This is a genomic window from Pantoea sp. ABR1s (assembly GCF_057812235.1).
This window is the reverse complement of sequence record NZ_JBSZSY010000004.1, coordinates 511,601-530,288: the sequence shown is the minus strand read 5'-3', so window position 1 is coordinate 530,288 and position 18,688 is coordinate 511,601. Positions and strand designations below refer to the sequence as shown.

Annotated in this window: 20 protein-coding genes and 2 pseudogenes; 14 read left to right on the top strand and 8 right to left on the bottom strand. The window is 53.2% G+C overall.

All coding sequences use genetic code 11. The features are described from left to right. Positions 1-330: 330 nt before the first annotated feature. Positions 331-3,060 carry a cation-transporting P-type ATPase gene (locus ACXKZD_RS23690; RefSeq protein ID WP_488982295.1) on the top strand — a complete coding sequence of 910 codons (2,730 nt, stop codon included), beginning with the start codon at positions 331-333 and terminating at the stop codon, positions 3,058-3,060. On the opposite strand, the gene ACXKZD_RS23685 is transcribed toward ACXKZD_RS23690, so the two are convergent. The 3 genes from ACXKZD_RS23685 to ACXKZD_RS23675 all read right to left on the bottom strand — a co-directional run bounded on the left by ACXKZD_RS23685 (position 3,049) and on the right by ACXKZD_RS23675 (position 5,162). Continuing rightward, positions 3,049-4,080 (bottom strand): AI-2E family transporter, encoded by a 1,032-nt coding sequence (locus ACXKZD_RS23685; RefSeq protein WP_010670602.1) that lies wholly within the window; start codon positions 4,078-4,080, stop codon positions 3,049-3,051. The two genes, ACXKZD_RS23690 and ACXKZD_RS23685, sit on opposite strands and share 12 nt — an antisense overlap. Positions 4,081-4,251: 171 nt before the next feature. After that, positions 4,252-4,722, bottom strand: coding sequence for an RES family NAD+ phosphorylase (locus ACXKZD_RS23680; protein WP_129063403.1), 471 nt, complete (start codon positions 4,720-4,722; stop codon positions 4,252-4,254). Further along, positions 4,719-5,162, bottom strand: coding sequence for an Xre family toxin-antitoxin system antitoxin (locus ACXKZD_RS23675; RefSeq protein ID WP_129063402.1), 444 nt, complete (start codon positions 5,160-5,162; stop codon positions 4,719-4,721). The genes ACXKZD_RS23680 and ACXKZD_RS23675 overlap by 4 nt, the downstream gene beginning before the upstream one ends. 380 nt (positions 5,163-5,542) lie before the next feature. Between ACXKZD_RS23675 and ACXKZD_RS23670 the strand changes: the two are divergent. Further along, positions 5,543-5,695, top strand: a pseudogene (locus ACXKZD_RS23670) (aldo/keto reductase); the annotation flags it as partial. A 25-nt stretch (positions 5,696-5,720) separates the two neighbouring features. Further along, the gene (locus ACXKZD_RS23665) at positions 5,721-6,710 is read left to right on the top strand and encodes an aldo/keto reductase (protein WP_033768720.1); all 990 of its coding nucleotides are present in this window, start codon (positions 5,721-5,723) and stop codon (positions 6,708-6,710) included. 34 nt (positions 6,711-6,744) lie between these two features. Here the strand turns inward: ACXKZD_RS23665 and ACXKZD_RS23660 are convergent. Further along, a pseudogene (locus ACXKZD_RS23660) lies at positions 6,745-7,162 on the bottom strand (LysR substrate-binding domain-containing protein); the annotation flags it as partial. Positions 7,163-7,375: 213 nt separating this feature from the next. Between ACXKZD_RS23660 and ACXKZD_RS23655 the strand changes: the two are divergent. From ACXKZD_RS23655 to ACXKZD_RS23625, 7 genes are all read left to right on the top strand, one after another. Then, positions 7,376-7,990: a TetR/AcrR family transcriptional regulator gene (locus tag ACXKZD_RS23655; protein ID WP_488982294.1), complete on the top strand. Its 615-nt coding sequence runs from the start codon at positions 7,376-7,378 to the stop codon at positions 7,988-7,990. Between the two features lie 50 nt (positions 7,991-8,040). Next, on the top strand, positions 8,041-8,940 hold the full coding sequence (locus ACXKZD_RS23650) for an alpha/beta fold hydrolase (RefSeq protein WP_488982293.1): 900 nt from the start codon (positions 8,041-8,043) through the stop codon (positions 8,938-8,940). Between the two features lie 241 nt (positions 8,941-9,181). Then, a complete protein-coding gene (locus tag ACXKZD_RS23645) occupies positions 9,182-10,369 on the top strand; it encodes a M20 metallopeptidase family protein (RefSeq protein ID WP_488982292.1) in 1,188 nt (395 codons plus the stop codon). Between the two features lie 21 nt (positions 10,370-10,390). Continuing rightward, positions 10,391-11,239, top strand: a complete 849-nt coding sequence (locus ACXKZD_RS23640; protein WP_022624593.1) for an ABC transporter substrate-binding protein — start codon at positions 10,391-10,393, stop codon at positions 11,237-11,239. Between the two features lie 6 nt (positions 11,240-11,245). Further along, positions 11,246-11,971, top strand: a complete 726-nt coding sequence (locus tag ACXKZD_RS23635) for an ABC transporter permease (RefSeq protein WP_010246779.1) — start codon at positions 11,246-11,248, stop codon at positions 11,969-11,971. 9 nt (positions 11,972-11,980) lie between these two features. Then, on the top strand, positions 11,981-12,667 hold the full coding sequence (locus ACXKZD_RS23630; protein ID WP_033760892.1) for an ABC transporter permease: 687 nt from the start codon (positions 11,981-11,983) through the stop codon (positions 12,665-12,667). Then, a complete protein-coding gene (locus ACXKZD_RS23625) occupies positions 12,664-13,443 on the top strand; it encodes an ABC transporter ATP-binding protein (protein WP_010246775.1) in 780 nt (259 codons plus the stop codon). Before ACXKZD_RS23630 ends, ACXKZD_RS23625 begins: the two co-directional genes overlap by 4 nt. A 123-nt stretch (positions 13,444-13,566) precedes the next feature. Here ACXKZD_RS23625 and ACXKZD_RS23620 read toward each other — a convergent pair whose 3' ends face one another. Further along, complete coding sequence (locus ACXKZD_RS23620; RefSeq protein WP_172608656.1) at positions 13,567-14,247, bottom strand: glutathione S-transferase; 681 nt, start codon at positions 14,245-14,247, stop codon at positions 13,567-13,569. A gap of 181 nt (positions 14,248-14,428) precedes the next feature. Between ACXKZD_RS23620 and ACXKZD_RS23615 the strand changes: the two genes are divergently transcribed. Continuing rightward, complete coding sequence (locus ACXKZD_RS23615) at positions 14,429-14,998, top strand: TetR/AcrR family transcriptional regulator (protein ID WP_010246772.1); 570 nt, start codon at positions 14,429-14,431, stop codon at positions 14,996-14,998. 89 nt (positions 14,999-15,087) lie between these two features. Here ACXKZD_RS23615 and ACXKZD_RS23610 read toward each other — a convergent pair whose 3' ends face one another. Further along, entirely contained in the window at positions 15,088-15,684 is a 597-nt protein-coding gene (locus ACXKZD_RS23610) for a TetR/AcrR family transcriptional regulator (protein WP_033779998.1), read from the bottom strand. A 141-nt stretch (positions 15,685-15,825) separates the two neighbouring features. Between ACXKZD_RS23610 and ACXKZD_RS23605 the strand changes: the two genes are divergently transcribed. Together ACXKZD_RS23605 and ACXKZD_RS23600 are read left to right on the top strand one after the other, a co-directional pair. After that, positions 15,826-16,251: a RidA family protein gene (locus ACXKZD_RS23605; RefSeq protein WP_033768711.1), complete on the top strand. Its 426-nt coding sequence runs from the start codon at positions 15,826-15,828 to the stop codon at positions 16,249-16,251. A 75-nt stretch (positions 16,252-16,326) separates the two neighbouring features. Further along, positions 16,327-16,527, top strand: coding sequence for a helix-turn-helix domain-containing protein (locus ACXKZD_RS23600; RefSeq protein WP_022624598.1), 201 nt, complete (start codon positions 16,327-16,329; stop codon positions 16,525-16,527). A gap of 55 nt (positions 16,528-16,582) precedes the next feature. On the opposite strand, the gene ACXKZD_RS23595 is transcribed toward ACXKZD_RS23600, so the two are convergent. Further along, positions 16,583-17,092 (bottom strand): anti-virulence regulator CigR family protein, encoded by a 510-nt coding sequence (locus tag ACXKZD_RS23595; protein WP_022624599.1) that lies wholly within the window; start codon positions 17,090-17,092, stop codon positions 16,583-16,585. A 463-nt stretch (positions 17,093-17,555) separates the two neighbouring features. Between ACXKZD_RS23595 and ACXKZD_RS23590 the strand changes: the two genes are divergently transcribed. Then, complete coding sequence (locus tag ACXKZD_RS23590) at positions 17,556-18,125, top strand: DUF4142 domain-containing protein (protein ID WP_488982291.1); 570 nt, start codon at positions 17,556-17,558, stop codon at positions 18,123-18,125. A 174-nt stretch (positions 18,126-18,299) separates the two neighbouring features. Here the strand turns inward: ACXKZD_RS23590 and ACXKZD_RS23585 are convergent, their stop codons facing one another. Continuing rightward, complete coding sequence (locus tag ACXKZD_RS23585; protein WP_158132412.1) at positions 18,300-18,668, bottom strand: winged helix-turn-helix transcriptional regulator; 369 nt, start codon at positions 18,666-18,668, stop codon at positions 18,300-18,302. Between the last annotated feature and the right edge of the window lie 20 nt (positions 18,669-18,688).

Sequence of the window (18,688 nt, the reverse complement as noted above, 5' to 3'; positions counted from 1 at the left end):
CAGTAAGCCCACCAGAGTCGTTGCGGCGACCGCGAGAATAACGAAACCGCAAAGCATGATAATGCTCTGTTTTTTCATCAGAGTTTCCTTTTGCGAGCCAGAGTATAAACCGATGCACACTGCATCAGCATACTTAAACCTTAGCTAAACAAAAACAACGTTGTCATTCTCATAATATAGGTTAGATTTAATTTAGCCATTTTATGTTATTCGTCAGACGTTTCTTACGTAAATATGATATCGGTCATTACCTGCAGGAGGGGCTGCCTGCAAAATGCATGTCTTTTAATTGCGCCTTTATTTCATCGCTAAATGGCACGAGGTTTATATATGCTAAATAATGATAAGCAGGATAAAGCGTTAGCTTTATCTGAGCGCCCCTGGTATCAGCGTAGTGTGGCAGAGATATTCTCCGAACTGCAGAGCTCATCAGCAGGATTATCCACCGCCACTGCGCAGGAACGCCTGCAGAAACACGGTCCCAATGCCCTTCCGCAAAAAGCTGAGAAATCGGCTCTGCTCAAATTCATCGCGCATTTTAAAGATGTGCTGATCTATATTCTGCTGGCCGCGGCGGTGATCACCGCGATAATGGGTCACTGGGTCGATACCTTTGTCATTATCGGCGTGGCCGTCATTAACGCCCTGATCGGCTTTATTCAGGAGAATAATGCCGAGAAGTCACTGAAAAGTATTCAGAACATGCTTGCCAGTGAAGCGATGCTGGTGCGGGATGGCAAACAGGTCACGGTCGCGACGCGCGATATTGTGGTCGGTGATGTGGTGATGTTACGCCCCGGCGATAAAATCCCGGCTGATCTGCGACTGTTTGAGGTCAATAATCTTCGGGTTGAAGAGGCGATTCTCACCGGGGAGTCGACGGTGGTGTCGAAGAACACCGATACGCTGAGCGGTGAAAAATCGCTGGGCGACCGTCTGAACCTGGCTTTTTCAGGCACTACCGTCAGTTCCGGCACCGCCGCAGGCGTGGTGATCGCCAGCGGCGGTGATACTGAGCTGGGCCATATCAACGAAATGATCAGCGGCATAAAAGAGGTTAAAACCCCGCTGCTGGTGCAGATCGACAAACTCGGTAAAGCGATCTTTTTCATCATCCTGCTGATGATGGTCGCCCTGTTTATCTTCGGCTATCTGCTGCGTGACATTCCACTGGGCGAGTTGTCGCTGTCCGTCATCAGCCTGGCGGTTGCTGCGGTTCCGGAAGGTCTGCCTGCCATTATCTCTATCATCCTGTCGCTGGGCGTGCAGTCGATGGCACGCACCCAGGCGATTATCCGTAAGCTGCCGACTGTTGAAACACTGGGCGCGATGTCGGTGATCTGCTCCGATAAAACCGGCACGCTCACCATGAATGAGATGACGGTGAAAGCGGTGGTGCTGGCGAAGAGCCGCTGGCGTGTCAGCGGAAACAGCTATGAACCCAAAGGGGAGATTGTTGCTGAGCAGGGCGACGCAAGTGGACTCTCTGCGGCACAGGATCCGCTGTTTCAGCAGTTCCTGCATGCGGTAGACACCTGTAATGAAAGCCAGCTGCGTCAGGAAAGTCAGGGTCACTGGACGATTGTTGGCGGCCCGACTGAAGGCGCGCTGAAGGTGCTGGCGGCGAAGGGCCAGACGACACCTCAGCCGGTTGAGGTGGTGAGCAAGCTGCCGTTCGATTCCCTCTATAAATATATGTCGGTCAGCTGTGTTGCCAACGGCGAATGTTATGTGCTGCTGACCGGTGCGCCAGACGTGCTGCTGACGCTGTGTCAACAGCAGCAAACGCCGGAGGGTGCAGAGCCGATAGACCGTGCGTACTGGGATGCCGCCATCACCACCTACGCCAGCGAAGGGCTGCGCACCGTTGCCGCCGCATGGAAGAGAACCTCTGCACCCGTTACCGCGCTGGATCATGCCGATCTGAAAAGTGACATGGTGCTGCTGGGTCTGGCCTGCATGATGGATCCCCCCCGTCCCGAGGCGATTGCCGCCATTGACGAGTGCCAGAAAGCGGGCATTCGCGTCAAAATGATCACCGGCGACCATCAGGAAACCGCGATGGCGATTGGTCAGATGCTGGGAATCGGCAACAGCCAGGCTGCTATCACTGGCTACCAGCTTGAACACATGAGCGACGCCGAACTGGCCGATGCGGCAAAAACCTATGACATTTTTGCCCGCACCAGCCCGGAACATAAACTGCGTCTGGTGAAAGCGCTGGAAGCGAGCGGCGAGATCGTTGGCATGACCGGCGACGGCGTCAATGATGCTCCGGCGCTGAAACAGGCCAACGTCGGTATTGCGATGGGTATTAAAGGCACTGAGGTGACAAAAGAGGCGGCCGATATGATTCTGGCCGACGATAACTTTGCCACCATCGCTGCGGCAGTCAAAGAGGGACGTCGGGTTTACGACAACCTCAAGAAAACCATCCTGTTTATTATGCCCACCAACCTGGCGCAGGGTCTGCTGATTATTATCGCGATTCTGATGGGCAATCTGCTGCCGTTAACCCCGGTACAGATTCTGTGGATGAACATGGCAACATCCGCCACGCTGTCGTTTGGTCTGGCGTTTGAGCCTGCTGAAGCGAATGCGATGCGCCGGCCACCGCGCAATGTCAAAGCACACGTGATGGACGCTTACGCCATCTGGCGCGTGGTGTTTGTCGGTCTGCTGATTTCAATCAGTGCCTTTGTGCTGGAAGCCTGGCTGCAACCGCGTGGCTACAGTGCCGAGTTTATCCGTACCGTGCTGCTGCAGATGCTGGTGACTGCGCAGTGGGCCTACATGCTTAACTGCCGTAACTCGGATGGCTTCTCACTGGATCGCGGTCTGCTGAAAAATCGCGGTATCTGGCTGGTGACGCTGGTACTGATTGTCCTTCAGGCGATCATTATTTATGTGCCATTAATGAACACGCTGTTTGGTACCCGTCCACTGCCGATTAACTACTGGCTGATTTCGCTGATTGTCAGTATCGCGATCTTCATCATAGTTGAGATTGAAAAACGCCTCACCCGCGCATGGCGGGTGAAGACGCCATCACTGAGTTAATTCTGCCTCCGGGTCCTGCTGCGGATAGCTCGCCAGCAGGACCTTTTTAATCAAATAGGTCAGTGGAATAGCCAGTATCCCGCCCGTAATCCCCAGTAACGCCTGCCAGAACAGAAACGCCAGCAACTGCGTGGTCAGCGCCAGATTGAGTCGCTTCCCAATCAGCAATGGTTCGATCACCGAACTCAGGCAGAGGTTCAGCACCACAAAGAAACCTGCTACCGCCAGCGCGATCTGTAAATCAAACATGATGTAACTCTGGATCACCGGCGGAATCGCGGCCAGAAAGGAGCCAAGCACCGGCACGTAATTAAAGATGAACATCAGTACGCCCCAGAAAAAGGCAAACTTCAGCCCGATCAGATGCGCGCCGACGCCCACGATTAACCCGCCCAGAATACTGGTCAGCGTTTTCACTCTGGCATACACAATCACGCTCTGAATTCCCTCCTGCAGCGCCAGATAAAAGGCCTGATGTTTTCCCTTTACCCGCTGTTGCAGTGCAGCTTTCAGCAGCGGCATCTCATAGAGCATAAACAGCAGCATCAGGAACACCATGATCCACCATGAGATGACGCCAGGGATTTGCGTCAGAAATGCAGTGACAATGCGCACTATCGCCCCAGCATCCACAAAGGTCAGCAACTGGTCGGGCGTCATACCGATATCAAGCCGGGCAAAGGCCAGCGTCAGCTGTTCAAGCCGGGCCGCCAGCAGCACGGGCGCCTGGCGGCTGAGTTGCATCAAATCGGGCGTCAGCACGGTTAACTTGAGGATAGTGACCACCATGATCAACAGCATCAGCATAATCACCAGCAGTGACGAGACGATGCGCGGTATGCGTTTGTTTTCCAGCCGGGTAATCAGGGGATCAAGCATGATGGCCAGTAACATCGCCAGCAGAACCTGATTGATCAGCGGTGCTGCCAGATAAAGGCCGGTCAGAATAATGGTCAGACAGGCGAGGATAAACAGCACGCGTGCCAGTGGCGGCCAGAGGGTGAACCAGCTCAGTCCCATGATTGGGCTCCTTCAGCAAAGATAAGCTGCAGTATAGATGAGGCTTAAGCTTCAGTGCCTTGCGTCAGGTCAGATGGGGAAAGGCTTCTCGCAGGGCTTAAGAGACGATCATCGGTGGCTTCCGTCCCTTGTTCAACGCACGAATGCGCGACCAAAAGCTATCCGGATAGTTTATGTACGATCCGGTTTCAGCCGACGATCAAACCGGAACGGAATGGCCTCAGCCTGTTGAACTATCCGGAAGAACTCGGGATGTTCAGGATTTAACAGATAGTTATATTCTACAGGGGAGAGGGCACTGGGAACACGCAACGCAACCGCATCGCAGGCAAAGCACCAGGCGTCTCCATAGTCAGCCAGTTCTGCCGGTGCGTCTTCATCGGCCCAGTTTGCAGGCAACTCAGTGATATCAGCGGTCTGAATCAACGCATCGGGAACATCGATGCGCAGAAGTGTGAATGCGTCCAGGATGTGTGCTGAGTGCAGATGGACCAGTGTTTCCAGCAAAGTCAGTGATGCTGTTTCAGAAACATAAACCATGGAGATGCCGATGCTGTTCCAGCGGCCGCCCGCCTCTTTTGCGCCAAATCCCGTCCAGGCTGTCGAAAGATACTTTGTCTTAGTCAGCCTGTAGAGAATCAAGAATAAACTCCGTGCTCCAGGCGCGTGATTAATTTCATGACCTCGTAAGCCCCGGTTTCAGACGCCATCAGTTCTGCGGGCATTTTCCAGCTCAGCGCCCTGTTAGGCTCATTCAACCATTTTAGCGCTTCATCCTTATCACCTTCGAACAGTTCAACTGCGCGATCAATGACACGGATAATACGTACCAGTCGTTCACTTTGTTCAGCGCTGAATTTCGCTTTCACGCTTCGGCTGAACGTCGTGGAGGGAATACCGGACATTTTGCGCAGGTCGTTTTGCGTAATCTTCGCCCAGCTGACGATCAGGTGAGCTACGTTGCCATCAAGGCCTTCATTAATCTGGCCGAGCAGGGCGACACCATCAGCGTTGTTCAGGCCTGCGGCCTGCCATAAGCGTGGCGGCCTGGTTTTGTTCGCAGAAAAGCTGAATGTTTTCATCTGTCACCTCCAATTGGTCATTTAACTATAACCATTTGGTGGGAGGGGCGCAAATTTCAGGCTCTGATAAATCAGGAAAACCTTCACTCTGAACCTTTCAGGGGCATGTGTCAGATCAAGTCGCGACTCACACATATTCATGAGTTTCATTCATATCGCGTTATTGATCTGAATAATGTGCAGATTGTCGATCTCATCAGCCAGTTTCTTAAAGAGCGAAATCTGCAATAGCGGGCAGGCAAAGATCAGGATTAATCATCATTGATGAATAAAAGTAATAAGCCCTAGCTAATTACCCTACTTAATCCAATTAATCACTTTACGTTATGCTTTTCACACACAACGGCTGAAGGATAACGCCATGCCAACTGTAAAACTCAAAAATGGTAGAGAACATCAATATCCTCGTTTTTGAACGCAGTTCTGAGGATATGTTGCAAATTGCGGCGCTTGATTCCGCAACCAGCGCATTCTTCTCTCATCCCTATCCGGCGATGGTGGAGTGGCTGACTGGCCGCAAACCTGACGTTTAAAACGCAACAGAAGAGGCTTTCAATAATGCAAAAACGCTATCTCGGAAAATCAGGGCTTGAAGTGTCAGTACTGGGTTTGGGCTGTATGGGCCTGAGTCATGGCTATGGTCCGGCGACCGACACCCGTCAGGCTGTTGAGCTGATTCGCGCCGCGGTTGAACGTGGGGTGACATTTTTCGACACAGCCGAAGTTTATGGCCCGTATCTTAATGAAGACGTGGTGGGTGAAGCGTTACAACCCTTACGCGACCGGGTGGTTATCGCTACCAAATTTGGTTTTACCTTTGGTGAGGACAATAAACAGCAGATTTTAAACAGCCGCCCGGAACATATTCGCAAAGCGGTTGAAGGCTCGTTGCGTCGTCTGAAAACAGATGTGATTGATTTGCTGTATCAGCACCGCGTCGATCCGGAAGTCCCTATCGAAGATGTTGCGGGAACCGTGAAAGACCTGATTTCAGAAGGTAAGGTCAAACATTTCGGCCTTTCTGAAGCGGGTGCACAAACCATTCGTCGTGCACATACCGTACAACCTGTTACTGCACTGCAAAGCGAATACTCAATGTGGTGGCGCGAGCCCGAGCAGGAGATCCTGCCATTGCTGGAGGAGTTGGGGATTGGTTTTGTGCCATTCAGTCCATTAGGCAAAGGATTTCTGACGGGCGCGATTAAGTCAGGAACGACGTTTGGCAGGGACGATTTCCGTAGTAAGGTGCCGCGTTTTGCCGCTGAAGCAATTGAAGCCAACGAAAAGCTGGTCACATTACTGGGTGAACTGGCTGTCGGAAAAGGGGTTACGTCTGCACAAATAGCACTGGCATGGTTGCTGGCACAAAAATCGTGGATTGTTCCCATCCCCGGCACTACTAAACTGCACCGGTTGGATGAAAACCTGGGTGCTGCCGACATCACGCTTTCACAGGACGACGTGCGGCAGATAGAAGAGGCGCTTGAAACGATAGAAATCGTCGGCGAGCGTTACTCCCCTGAGCATCAGGCTCGTGTGGGCCGTTAAGATTCAGGCGGGTCTGCATCGAATTGCAGACCCGCTATTCCGGGTGCCGAAGCGCATCTATCATCAGCACAAAAGCGGGCGGATGCTGTTTACGGCTCGGATAACAGAGATAATAACCGGGAAATGCAGGGCACCAATCCTGCAGAATCTGAATTAGCTTTGCGGATTTTACATACTCCGTGATCGTATCTTCAGGAACACAGGCAATACCAAAACCCGATAATACGGCATCGATTCTTTCTGACAGAAAATTAAACGTGACCTGTCCTTCAACTCTGACACGTAACGATTTTCCTTCCTTCACGAACTTCCAATGATAAAAGTTTTAATTTCGGCCATACGAGAGTTTGAGCTGCATGCTCCCCTGCGGATAAACGGATATTGCCAGAGAGCGTTCCATTGAGTTGAACCTGAAATTCATGCTCCTGCTCAAGATCGGCAATACGTGGCTCAGATAGGCCTGATTACATAACGCGAGATTAAAACGGCGTGCCTGACGTGCCGAACATGTCTGGGCCTATGCCTTTCACGCGCCGTCGAAACGGTGTTTTATCTGAGAAGGTCATGGTGAGGGGCGAGTTCCATTTCCAGGCGAGCCCCAGGCATAAGAAAGCCTTTATCTGGCGGACAAATCAGTCTATCTTAAAGGAAATGATCATTCTCTAATGGTGTTTGCGATGAACGATAACCGTTATAAAGAGCGGGGACGACCGCGGGCGTTTGATACCGATGCGGCACTGGACAGCGCAATGCTGGTATTCCGGCAAAAGGGCTATCACGCCACCTCGATCGGCGATTTGGGCCAGGCTATGCAGCTCACTACAGGCAGCATCTATAAAGCTTTTACCGACAAGCGCACGCTGTTTGCAAACGTCTTTGCTCGCTATCTCTCAATGCGTAACAGCAGTTTAGCTGCGCGGCTGGCGCAATGTGAAAATGGCCGTGAGCAACTGGCGGCGCTACTCAATTTTTATGTGGATTCAGTGCGCGATGTCGAAGGTGAGCGCGGCTGTCTGGTGGCTGTCAGCGCCTTAGAGCTGCAAACTCTGGATGAGGAACTTGCCGGAGCCGTCAGCGCGGCGCTGATACGCAACCAGCAGAATCTGCAGCAGATAATCAGCCTGGGTCAGCAGGATGGTTCGGTCAATCCTGCACTGGACAGAGACGCCACCGCTTCGCTAATGCTTTGCATTGTTCTGGGGATGCGGGTCGCCGGTAAAGTTGCTGCGACCCGGCCCGATGCCAGCATCATCTCCCTGGCGCTGAAGTTACTCGACTAAATTTTTTACTCATTAAGGAATCGATCGTTTCCTTATTATCCGGAGGTTTTATGCACGAATATCCACTCTACCAGCACCACTTTATTCACATTGACTCGCAGCGGCTGCACTACCTCAGCGCAGGCAGTGAACACGCTGAGGCTGTGGTTTTGCTCGCGGGTTTCCCGCAAAGCAGTTATGCCTGGCGGGAGGTTATTCCCTTGCTTGCCAGCCGCTTTCATGTGATCGCACCCGACCTGCCAGGGCAGGGTGATTCTGACTTTCCTGCCAGTGGTTACGACACTGACAGCGTGGCAGAGCGCATACTGGCGCTGCTGAACCAGCTGGGTATCGAACGCTTTCATCTGGCCGGACATGATATCGGGGCTTGGGTCGCCTGGTCACTGGCGGCAGGCCATCCCGAAAAGGTTAGCCGTCTCGCGCTGCTGGATGGCGGCATTCCCGGTATCACGCTGCCTGACTTACTGCCAATGGTGGGTGATAGCGCCTGGAAAACCTGGCATTTTGGATTTCACTGCGTGGATGATTTACCGGAAGCGCTGATCACTGGCAGAGAGGCGATCTACCTCGACTGGTTTTTTAACCGTAAGTCAGCCAATCCACATTGCATAGATGCGGCGGCCCGTCATGAATATCTGCGCGTTTTTCAGCAGCCCGGGGCCTTGCGGGCCGGACTGGCTTTTTACCGCGCTTTTGCACAGTCGGCAGAGCAGAATCGACAGTGCGCGTTAAAAGGCAAACTGGCTTTACCGCTGCTGGCTGTCAGTGCCGACCAGGGATCGATACCCGATATGGCCACCCCGCTGCGCACCGTAGCGCATCAGGTAAGCAGTGAAACTGTTCTCAACTGCGGCCATTTTATTCCCGACGAACAACCCGAGAAATTAGCGGAAATACTGGCAGACTTCTTTATTACCTCTCCGGATAAAAGCGAAATATCACCTCAGTGACAGTAGGGAAAGTAATGTCGTGTGGCGGATTATTAATATTATTGCTGATCCGCTGTTATCTCATACAGGTTTCCAATAAATAACACTATCTTATTGATTTTTAAGTATGTAGAGCAGGCTGTTGCGCGTTGCTTTCTGTCGCGTGCTGTGAATAAATAAACGGTCATCAACGTCCGCCATCAGGATGAGATTAAAATAGCGGTCGGCAGCAGAGTGCCGATCGCATATTGCCGGGGCTGCTATGAATCAGGATAAAGCACGACTGGCCGGGGAAATAAAAGCCAGAGTTAATGAACTTGAATCGCAGTTAGTGGCGATTCGACGTGATATCCATGCGCATCCGGAATTAGGCTTTGATACGCTGCGCACCGCCAGTCTGGTCACAGAGTATCTGCAGGCGCTGGGACTCAATCCCCGCACCGGCGTTGGCCGCAGCGGTGTTGTGGTAGATATCGACGGCGCAGAGCCGGGTAAGACCCTGCTGTTGCGCGCCGACATGGACGCGTTGCCGATCCATGAGCAGACCGGTTTACCGTTTGCCAGCCGCTATCCCGGAAAAATGCACGCCTGTGGGCATGATATTCACACCGCAACGATGCTGGGTGTCGCAACGATCCTGCCGCACTATCGTCAGCAGCTCAAAGGCCGGGTCCGGCTGATATTCCAGCCCGCGGAGGAGACGCCAGAAAGCGGCGCTGAGGCGATGATCGCGGACGGCGCGGCAGATGGCATCGACTGGGCCGTGACCCTGCATAACAAGCCTGAACTGGCTGCGGGGGAAGTCGCCCTGACGCGCGGGGCCAGCACTGCCTCCAGCGATGAATTCGACGTTACGGTGCATGGCGTATCGACCCACGCGGCACGTCCTCACATGGGCACCGATCCTATCATCGCGACCGTGCATCTCATCAGCCAGCTACAGACCCTCATCTCGCGTGAACGCGATCCCGCTCACTCCGCCGTATTGACCATCGGGCACATTCAGGGTGGTACCACCCACAATATCATTCCCGATAGCTGCCTGTTTCAGGGCACCATCCGTACTAAGTCGCCGGAAGTACGCGCTGCTATGGAAACCTCGTTTAAACGGATGTGCGAAGGGGTGGCGCTGGCGCAAAACGTACGGGTGGAGGTTAACTTCCAGCGTGGCGTGCCGCCTCTGATGAATGACGATCGCCTGATCGATTCACTGGAACAGATTCTGTCGCATCAGTTTGATAAGCCTATCATCGGGCAGCCCAGCGCCAGCTTTGGAGCCGAAGATTTTTCACTGTTCACGGAACGGGTACCGGGCTGCCAGATTCATATTGGATCGGCCACGCCGGGCCGTGACGATCACCTGCATAACTCCGACTATCAGCCGGACGAACGCAGCATTACCGCCGGGACGCAGGCGCTGACCCGCCTTGCAATTGATTTACTCTCTTAATAATAAATAAATGAGGTTTATATGATGATGCGTAACCGCCTGTTCACGGCTTCTCTGACCGTGGCACTGCTCGCCACTTCCGCGTTCAGCCAGGCGAAAGATTTCGGCACCCTGAAGTTTGCGACTGAAGCGGCTTATCCTCCGTTCAACCAGACCACCCCGAGCGGCAAAATCGTCGGCTATGAGCCGGATATGGTGGCGGAGCTGGCTAAACGTGCTGGCTTCAAATATGAAATCATCGCCCAGAAATGGTCGGGCATGATCCCAGGTCTTATCGACGGTAAATATGATGCGGTGATCGATGCGGTGACCGTAACGCCAAAACGTGCTGAAGCGATCGATTTTACCCATCAGTACACCGTCAGTGTCTCCAGCTTTGTGACTGCGAAAAAAAGCCCGCTGGCCACGCTGCCAGGCAGCGGCACGATTGTGACGGCGGATGATGACGCCGGCATGAAAAAAGCGATCGACGATCTGAAAACCACCTTCAAAGGGAAAACCATCGCGGTGCAGGTCGCCACCATTCAGGCGGATTTCCTGCAGAAATACCTGGGCGACGTTGCCACTATCCGCACCTATCAGGCGGGTCCTGAAACCTTCGCCGACCTGATGAATGGCCGGGTGGATGCCGTCATGGCGTCTCGTACCAACCTCAACGCCTTTGTGAAAAAACATGCTGAGGCGATCAGCAGCAGCGGCTATGGCTTCTCCGGTGGCGTGCTGGGCGCAGGCTCGGCGATTGGTCTGCGTAAAGGCAACAGTGAGCTGCAGCAGGTGCTGAATCAGGCGCTGGACTCCATGATCAAAGATGGGACGCTGAGCAAACTGTCGATCAAATGGTTTGGCGAAGATGTCGCGCCGAAAGCGTAACCGCTGATGCTGATGAATATTGACTGGCAGATACTGGGCTTCGGGGATGAGGGCTGGGGTGGCGTGCTGCTTAATGCCGCCGCCGTCACCGTCAGCGTGTCACTCTGCGCCTGGCTGCTGGGTGCGTTGCTGGGCAGCGTGCTCTGCTGGATGCAGATTGCCGGTTCACGCTGGCAGCAGCGACTGGCCGCAGGCTACATCACACTGTTTCGCGGCGTGCCGGAACTGCTGGTGATCTACCTCTTCTACTTCGGTGGACGACAGGTGGTCTCCACCGTGGGCACCGCGCTGGGCTTCCAGGGACCGTTTGATGTGAACGGTTTTGTGGCGGGCGCGATTGCCATCGGGCTGATCTCCGGAGCCTATCAGAGCGGGGTATTCCGTGGCGCCTTCTACGCCATTCCCGGCGGAACGCTGGAGGCGGCGACCGTGACCGGCATGGGACGGCTGATGATGTTTCGCCGCATTATCGTGCCGCAGGCGTTACGCACTGCGCTGCCCGGCATGGGCAACCAGTGGCAATCGGTGATCAAAGAGTCGGCGCTGGTCTCGGTAACCGGACTGGTGGAAACGATGAACCAGGTCTCCACCGCAGCCAACTCCACCCAGATGTCCTTTTTCTTCTACAGCGTGGGGGCGGTGATCTACCTGATTATCACCACCTGTTCCGATATGGTTTTCCGCTACGTGGAAAAGTTTGCGATGCGCGGTCAACAGCGCGTAAAGGGGTAAGGAGTCCACGTGGATATCATATTTTTACAGCAGACGCTGCTGGCGCTGCTGAAAGGATTGCCGCTGACCATCAACCTGGCGCTGCTCTCACTCTTTGGCGGCGGCGTGCTGGCGCTGCTGCTTAACCTGCTGCGCATGACGCGTGTCGGCAGCGTTTTCTGTCGCTTCTACGTCTGGCTGTTTCGCGGTACGCCGCTGCTGATCCAGATCTTTATGGTCTATTACGGCCTTGGCAGTTTGCCGGCGGTGCGGGAAAGCCTGTTCTGGCCGCTGCTGCGCGATCCCTACTGGTGCGGCTTGCTGGCGCTGATTCTGAATGATGCCGCCTACACCTCGGAGATCCTGCGCGGCGGGCTGCGTGCCGTCAGTCAGCAGTCACTGGAGGCCGCTAAAGTCTCGGGCATGTCGTCGTATAAGATCTTTACCCGCATCACCTTACCGATTGCGATTCGACAGGCATTACCGGCCTACAGCAATGAGATCATCTCGATGATCAAAGCGACGTCGCTGGTCAGCACCATCAGCCTGATGGAGATGACCGGCATTGCCGACTCGATAGTCTCTTCCACTTTCCGGGCGCTGGAGGTGTTCCTGAGCGCGGCGGTGATCTACCTGATACTCACCATGCTGGTCAGCAAAGGCGTATCGATGCTGGAACGACGCTTATCACCTTACTATTTTGGAGCACGCTCATGACCGCACCTACCATCATGCTGAGTCATCTCAGAAAGAGTTATGCGGGACACGAAGTGCTGCACGACATCAGCCTGACCGCACAGGATGGCGATGTGATATCGCTGATTGGTGCCAGTGGGTCGGGAAAAAGTACGCTGTTACGCTGCATCCCGTTTCTTGAAGTACCGCAGGCAGGCGAAATCGCGGTAGGTGAGGTGAACGTCACCCTGGATAACGCCGACGAAAAACTGAGCCGCGAACAGCGCCGTCGCATCAAGCTGATGCGAATGCAGCTCGGCTTTGTATTTCAGAGCTTCAACCTGTGGCCGCATAAAACGGTGATGCAGAACATCATTGAAGCGCCGGTTCATGTGCAGAAGCGCAGCCATAAAGAGGCGATTGAAGAAGCAGAAGCGCTGCTCCATAAAGTGGGACTCTATGCAAAACGCGACGCCTGGCCGTCGCAGCTCTCCGGCGGACAGCAGCAGCGTGTGGCGATTGCACGGGCGCTGGCGCAGCAGCCGAAAGCGATACTGTTCGATGAGCCAACTTCAGCGCTGGATCCGGAGCTGGTGGGTGAAGTATTGCGGGTGATCCGCAGTCTGGCGGAAGAGGGACGAACCATGATTATCGTCACCCATGAAATGGGCTTTGCGCGCGACGTGTCGAACAAAGCGGTGTTTCTGCACCAGGGCATGATTGAGGAGTCCGGTTCGCCGGAGCAGGTGTTTCTCGATCCGATCTCGCCACGCTGCCGCGCCTTTGTGAACAGCCACTTTGAGCGTAATGCAGGCTGAAGCGGCGTTCTGATAAGGCTGACGCACTGAGATTTCATGTTTTGAGATCAGAAAACCCCGGAAGATTTTCCGGGGTTTTTTTACAGCAGCCAGACCACGTTATGCAGAACGATCAGCGCGATCTTACGCCCGGTCCTGAGACGATGCAGCAGCAGCAGGGCGGCCCGCTTCAACCATTGCCTGCCATTGCTGATAGCTGGGGCGGCTCTGGATTTTTGCATACCACGCTTTCAGGGCGCGACACTCGTCAGGAACAGCAAGATTCACCAAAGCCGCGAAAATCATTCCGCCGGTTACGGCGATATCCGCCATCGAAAATGTATTGCCCGCGACATAAGGTTGTGAGCGTAAAACGCCGTCAAAGTAGTGCATCCCTCTGATGGCCTTTTCACGCATCTTCGCACCCCATTCCGGATTCTGAAAGAGCTCCACCTCCGGCCCCAGTCCTGCTGTGGCATGATGGAAATAGACGCTGACCGCATCAAGAAATTCGATCTCAGCCCGTTTGGTCATCATATGGATAACGCCTTTTTCTGCCGGCGTGACGCCAGTCAGAACCGGATTCTCATCCAGCACATCGAGATATTGCGTAATGGCGGTGCATTCAGCGATCAGCGTTCCGTCATTCAGCGCTAGAACCGGCAGTGTTCCTGAATAATTGATCGCTAAAAATTCAGGTTTTTTATGCTCACCTTTCCACAGGTTGACCGGAATAAATTCGACCTCAGAAAGTAATCCCTTTTCCGCCAGGGCAATCCTGACCCGTGCAGGATAAGGGCCATCATACCAGTCATAAATCTTCATCGCGGGGAGTGACGGAACTGCAGATGCATTGTGGATATCAGTCATGATTGAGTTACCTACCTGTCAATTGGTAGGTGGATTGTGATGCCGAACTTTTCTCCTGTCAATCCCTGTCTACCAGTTGGCAGGTAAATATTTTCCCCTTATAATGCGTCTCCACCTCCTGAAGGAAAACTGAGTTATGAGCCTGAACGCGCGTGAAGCCATTCTGGCCGCAGCAAAAAGTGCTGCCCAGAATCATGGCTATAACGGGATTAATTTTCGCAGTATCGCTGACGAGGTAGGCATCAAGAATGCCAGTATCTATTATCACTTCGCCAGTAAGGCCAATCTGGGTGCCGCGGTTGCCAACCGATACTGGCAGGATACGGCTGAGGATTTAAAGACTATACGCGAGCAAAGTGCCTCACCGGATGAAGCGTTGCAGCGCTATCCGCAGATTTTCCGCAAGTCGCTTGAAGATGCCAACCGGCTCTGTCTCTCCAGCTTTATGGCGGCGGAATATGAAGATCTGCCCGAGGAAGTGAAGCGTGAGGTTCAGTGTTTTGTCGATGCGAACGTCGAGTGGCTGACTGAGGTCCTTTGCGAAAAGTCGCCCGATAACCCGGAGAAAAATGCGCAGCGTGCGCTGGCAATCTACACCGCAGTTGCCGGCGCGCAGTTAATAGCCCGCACGCGCCAGGATATAACCATTTTTGATAACCTGATTGCGACCTATCAGGAGAGCGGCCTGATTCCGCTGTCACACTGAATTAAAACGGCACCGCGCCTGAAAGAGATGCAGGCGTCAGCACTCAGAGCTTCAGGGCTATCAGTGAAAGCAGCAGTGAACATTCAGGATTAAATCGCACTATGACGCAAGCCGCCTGCCAGCTGTGTGAACACGTCGATCATCTTTGGCAGCGCCTTTTCCGGCTCGCTGCTGGAAGCGACCCACAGTGCGGCATTCAGCGCCGCGCTGTTCAGCAGATGAGCGGCGGCATCGGCGTCGACCGGCTTCATTATCCCGCTGTCGATAAGACGGGTAATCGTTTCACGCGTGGCTTCCAGGCAGCTGTTCTGGCTGGGCCATTGCGAGGGATCTCCCAGGAAAGCCGGGCCATCGCGCAGCACAATACGTTGTACTTCGTTATCCATTGCCATGCGGATGTAGGCGATGCCTTCAGCCACCAGCTTCTCCCACGCATCGCTCACCCCAGACGCTGCCGCTTTAGCCTGCTGGGCCATTTCGCCATCAACCTGTGCGACGACCGCCGCAAGCAGCCCCTTTTTGTCACCAAAATTGTGGTAGAGCGCCCCGCGTGTCAGACCTACGCTGGCCGTCAGTTCATCCATTGATGCGGCGGCAAAGCCTTTTTCGGCAAAGGCTGTGCGTGCTGCTGCAATCAGTTTTGCCCGGTTCTCTTCCATTGTTTCAGCGCGACGTTTAGCGGCCATACACTCTCCTTTCACATACGCGAGGTATATTAATTGACATACGCGACGTATGTGTGATCAATGTGACATACGCCGCGTATATTAAATCAAACTCGTGTGCGCTGCATCCTGCAATCCGCTAAAGGCTATCGAGGAAATTCTATGATCACCCGCGAACCCATTTTTCCTGCCAATCGTCACGCGCTCTATGAGCAGCATGGTTATTCAGCGGCTATCCGCTCAGGCGATCTGCTGTTTGTCTCAGGTCAGGTGGGCAGCCGTGCCGACGGCACGCCGGAGCCTGATTTTGCTGCTCAGGTAGAACGGGCATTTGAGAATCTGGCAGCCACGCTCGCTGCGGCAGGGTGTACCTTTGACGATCTGATCGATGTCACCACATTTCACACCGATCCGGAGCATCAGTTCGAAACCATCATGCAGATAAAGCAGCGCGTTTTTCCGCAGCCTCCTTATCCTAACTGGACAGCGGTGGGAGTGACGTGGCTGGCGGGATTTGATTTTGAAATAAAGGTGATTGCGCGCATTCCCGATCAACGGGACCAACGGAGCCTGTCACAGAGTGCATAAAGCATGAGTGGCAATCTGCCTGTCAGGCACTTTACTCCGGAGACGGGTGCTGCGATGACATGCCGGACGTTAAATATGCTGGCATTACAGACAGGGATGTCCCGCGCTGCATTTGCAAAACACTTTGGTCAGACGGTTGGAATTACGCCCATAGAATATCTGACGCAATGGAGGATGCTACTCGCCAGCGATCGTCTGCAAAATTCAGGCGAGACGATTTCAGGCATGTCTGCCGCGCTGGGATATGAGTCGGAGCGCCTTCAGAAAAGCATTTAAGCGTGTTACTGGCGCTCCACCAGGAAAGTAAATTCGTTCGAAAAAGTTTTGAAGGTTAATCGAAAACCCCATTAATTACGGCGGTCACGACAGCGGTGCTCAGGGCTATCAGCACAAGATTATCTCCGACGGCTCGCCATTCGTAACCAGGGTAATAGGGCAGCTCATTTAGCATTGATGCTGGCAAACTTTTTTTGGCGATACCCGGAGGCAAAGGTTTACCACGCGCAACTTTTTTAGCTATTCCTGGCGGCAAAGACTGATAGCCGACAAGGCCATAATTGACGGCAAGTTTACGTGCAAGAGAGTAGTTGATATCTGACTCGACGTGATCGGGTCGTCCTGCGTTCTTACGATTTCCATGTTTTTCTTTCGGACCCGCATTACCATGCCCCTTGTTTCCGTGCTCTCCGCTTTTGCCGTTATTAACCGGGTTTCCGCTATTACCATTACCCTGACCGCCACCACCGTTGCCGTTGCCCGGATTTGCGAAAACGGGCGCAGCAAGCACGGTACAAGATATCACCACCGCAAATGCGGCTTTTAAAGCGCGAGATTTGAGCATGTGATCTTTCCTTAATATTATTCAGTAATCTGAACCAGAAAATATAAAGCGATGTAAGGAGGTAACATGAGCTCAACCTCTTCACATTATTATGTCACCTGTTAGTTATTACCCAGCATTAAACGGCCGACAACCACATAGCAACCTTAAGAATTATCTCAAAGTAATCAAAGAAAAGCTGTACGGTGTTTTGATATTTCGTATAAATTTTATGCTGAAACCCTTGCTAACAATAGATAAATTTTCGGCTTTAAGCGAGGCGGAATACATTTTTGTTATTTTTATGCTGCTGCAATGCATTGTTTATACTTGCGATTACCTGACATTACTACAACGCTTAATAACTCTGCTACATAAGGTACCTTAAGCGAGACAGAAACCATGTCGACTCATGAGACGGAGCAGGTAATTTTGAGCAGAACTTTTCTGATATCGGTCTTCCCATAATATTCAGGATTACAAAATGAAAAATAATAAAAGCTATAAAGGATGGCTGGCTATATCAGCCGTCGTCGCTCTGTGCAGCACTGCCACCGTACAGGCTGAGACGCAGACAAGCGCCCCGCAGGGCGGGAATACACCGCAGACCGTAAAGAGTGACAAGCTCAGCCCTGGTGATGAAAAAGCACTGAAGGATATGGCGCAGGCCAATATCAATGAAATTGCCGCCGCCAAAATTGCGCTGAACAAAACACAAAGCGCAGAAGTTAAAACCTTTGCACAGAAGATGGTCGAAGATCATGGCAGTGCCCTGACAAAAGTTCAGGCGGTTGCTAAGCAAAAAGAGGTGACATTACCGACTGCGCCAGACGCTAAACATAAGGCCATAGCCGACAAGCTGGAAAAGCAGAGCGGCGGTGCCTTTGACAAAATGTATATGGAAAATGCCGGAATAATGGATCATAAGATGGTGCTGTCGACGCTGAAGAGTGACGCGACGAAGATAAAGGATCCGGATGTGAAGGCGCTGGCCGACGCGCATACCCCTGTTGTAGAACAGCATCTGAAATCCGCCCAGCACATGGCGATGTAACCGGGCTGGCCGGTTCCGAATTATCCGCAAGCGCTGTTACGGGATCATCGGGACCAGCCAGAAACGACATAATCCACCATCGGCTGGAGTTTCTTTCTCGTTACGCCAGTCTTGGCCTGAACAGCCATGCCCTGCGCTCAGCCACATCGGTATAACTAGGTTGAAATGCGAGCTTCAGGCGCCATCAAGCCCCAGCGTTTCACGACGCAGGAAGGCCCAGTCAATCAGAGCAGTCATTGATGGCCCAAGCGCTTTTCCCAGATCGGTAAGTGAGTACTCAACACGCGGAGGGACTTCGGGATAAACCGTGCGAGTCACGATGCCATCCTGTTCCAGTTGTTTAAGCTGCTGGATCAGCATTTTTTGATTTACGCCCTCAATCCGGCGCTCCAGCTCTGAAAAGCGCAACGGGCCTTTAGCGGCGAAAAGCTGACAGATAATAATTGTCTTCCATTTTCCTTCAATAATCTTCAGCGCCTCAGTAGTAGCCTGAGCCCACACCAGCCGCTGCTCCGGAATATCACAACGCCATTCTCTTTCCATACTTACCTTCAGGTTAGTAA

Coding starts and splice junctions, on each gene's coding strand:
- ACXKZD_RS23690 (WP_488982295.1), top strand. CDS start 331: ATGCTAAATAATGATAAGCAGGATAAAGCGTTAGCTTTATCTGAGCGC.
- ACXKZD_RS23685 (WP_010670602.1), bottom strand. CDS start 4,080: ATGGGACTGAGCTGGTTCACCCTCTGGCCGCCACTGGCACGCGTGCTG.
- ACXKZD_RS23675 (WP_129063402.1), bottom strand. CDS start 5,162: ATGAAAACATTCAGCTTTTCTGCGAACAAAACCAGGCCGCCACGCTTA.
- ACXKZD_RS23665 (WP_033768720.1), top strand. CDS start 5,721: ATGCAAAAACGCTATCTCGGAAAATCAGGGCTTGAAGTGTCAGTACTG.
- ACXKZD_RS23655 (WP_488982294.1), top strand. CDS start 7,376: ATGGTGTTTGCGATGAACGATAACCGTTATAAAGAGCGGGGACGACCG.
- ACXKZD_RS23650 (WP_488982293.1), top strand. CDS start 8,041: ATGCACGAATATCCACTCTACCAGCACCACTTTATTCACATTGACTCG.
- ACXKZD_RS23645 (WP_488982292.1), top strand. CDS start 9,182: ATGAATCAGGATAAAGCACGACTGGCCGGGGAAATAAAAGCCAGAGTT.
- ACXKZD_RS23640 (WP_022624593.1), top strand. CDS start 10,391: ATGATGATGCGTAACCGCCTGTTCACGGCTTCTCTGACCGTGGCACTG.
- ACXKZD_RS23635 (WP_010246779.1), top strand. CDS start 11,246: ATGCTGATGAATATTGACTGGCAGATACTGGGCTTCGGGGATGAGGGC.
- ACXKZD_RS23625 (WP_010246775.1), top strand. CDS start 12,664: ATGACCGCACCTACCATCATGCTGAGTCATCTCAGAAAGAGTTATGCG.
- ACXKZD_RS23620 (WP_172608656.1), bottom strand. CDS start 14,247: ATGAAGATTTATGACTGGTATGATGGCCCTTATCCTGCACGGGTCAGG.
- ACXKZD_RS23615 (WP_010246772.1), top strand. CDS start 14,429: ATGAGCCTGAACGCGCGTGAAGCCATTCTGGCCGCAGCAAAAAGTGCT.
- ACXKZD_RS23610 (WP_033779998.1), bottom strand. CDS start 15,684: ATGGCCGCTAAACGTCGCGCTGAAACAATGGAAGAGAACCGGGCAAAA.
- ACXKZD_RS23605 (WP_033768711.1), top strand. CDS start 15,826: ATGATCACCCGCGAACCCATTTTTCCTGCCAATCGTCACGCGCTCTAT.
- ACXKZD_RS23600 (WP_022624598.1), top strand. CDS start 16,327: ATGCTGGCATTACAGACAGGGATGTCCCGCGCTGCATTTGCAAAACAC.
- ACXKZD_RS23595 (WP_022624599.1), bottom strand. CDS start 17,092: ATGCTCAAATCTCGCGCTTTAAAAGCCGCATTTGCGGTGGTGATATCT.
- ACXKZD_RS23590 (WP_488982291.1), top strand. CDS start 17,556: ATGAAAAATAATAAAAGCTATAAAGGATGGCTGGCTATATCAGCCGTC.
- ACXKZD_RS23585 (WP_158132412.1), bottom strand. CDS start 18,668: ATGGAAAGAGAATGGCGTTGTGATATTCCGGAGCAGCGGCTGGTGTGG.